The following is a 1,211-nucleotide window of genomic DNA, read 5'->3' as shown; positions in this document are numbered from 1 at the left end:
GTCGACCCGCAAACTTGTCGCTGATCCTCGACGAGCCCTCGCCACGTTGGCTGTGTCCGGATCTGCGACAGGCGGATGAAGCGCAGCAAACCGGTCGTCTTCGCTGGTTCAACGTTGACGGCTGGCGGCAAACCCGGACCGCCATAATGACCGGCGCTGACGACCTCCTTGAGGTGCCGACAGGTCGGTTCATCAAGGCGTCGCCGGATGGATCCTCGGTCAGGACGCGAAGGTTCGGGAAACAAGCCCTAGGCTCACTCAGGGCGCGGCGGGCGACGTAGCATCCCTTGGTGAGTTTTGTCGTCCCGCCGGAGGCCTATGCACGTTTCATGGGTCGGTATGCCGAGCCTCTTGCCGAGGTCTTCGTGGCATTTGCCGGTGTCGGCGTGGGCGATAAGGTGCTCGACGTGGGCTGTGGCCCGGGCGCGCTGACGGCGCATTTGCTGTCTGTTGGGGCCGAGGTCGCGGCGATCGATCCTTCGCCAACGTTCATCGAAGCGATCCGTGTGCGCTTCCCAGACGTTGGGGTGTGTCAAGGTACGGCGGAGCAATTGCCATACGACAGTGCCGCTTTCGACGCTGCTCTCGCGCAATTAGTGGTGCACTTCATGACGGATCCAGTGGTAGGCCTCAGACAGATGGCGCGAGTTACTCGGCGTGGCGGTGTCGTCGCAGCATGCGTGTGGGACGGGCCGACCGGCGCACTGGCGCCGTTCTGGGATGCAGTTCACATCATCGACCCTGAAGTTGAGGATGAAGCGCTACTCTCCGGTGCGCGCATGGGGCACCTGACTGAGTTATTCGAAGCGGCTGGCCTGCGCGATGTGCAAGAAGATTCCATTGCGGTCGACGTTGTGCATCCGACCTTTGAGGAGTGGTGGGAGCCGTACACATACGGTGTCGGTCCCGCTGGTGGCTACGTCCAGCAGTTGGATGACGATGGCCGCGCACGTCTCGAATCAGTGGCTCGCGAACGACTCGGTAATGGGCGGTTCACCGTGACGGCTACCGCGTGGGCCGCCCGCGGAACGGTGTGATCACAACGTGGTCGAGTTCCGGTCAACCGACTGAGCTCCTGTGGTTTGCGTCTGACTTCGCCGCAGAGATCTGGTTTGCGTCTGACTTCGCCGCAGAGATCGGCATGAGAAATTACCCAATGGTGGGAGTCTTCTCGGGTAGCCCGAGAGGAGTGGTTCATGTCGGAGTCCAGC

1 protein-coding gene is annotated in these 1,211 nt (G+C 62.0%); it reads left to right on the top strand.

Annotated elements, in window-relative coordinates; translation table 11 throughout:
* Positions 1-290 precede the first annotated feature (290 nt).
* Positions 291-1,037: a class I SAM-dependent methyltransferase gene (locus AC2VOP_RS08100; protein WP_486960485.1), complete on the top strand. Its 747-nt coding sequence runs from the start codon at positions 291-293 to the stop codon at positions 1,035-1,037.
* Positions 1,038-1,211: the final 174 nt, after the last annotated feature.

This window comes from Mycobacterium sp. TH-M106, assembly GCF_057473765.1.
The sequence above is the reverse complement of the archived record's forward strand: the minus strand, read 5'-3'. Positions and strand labels throughout refer to the sequence as shown.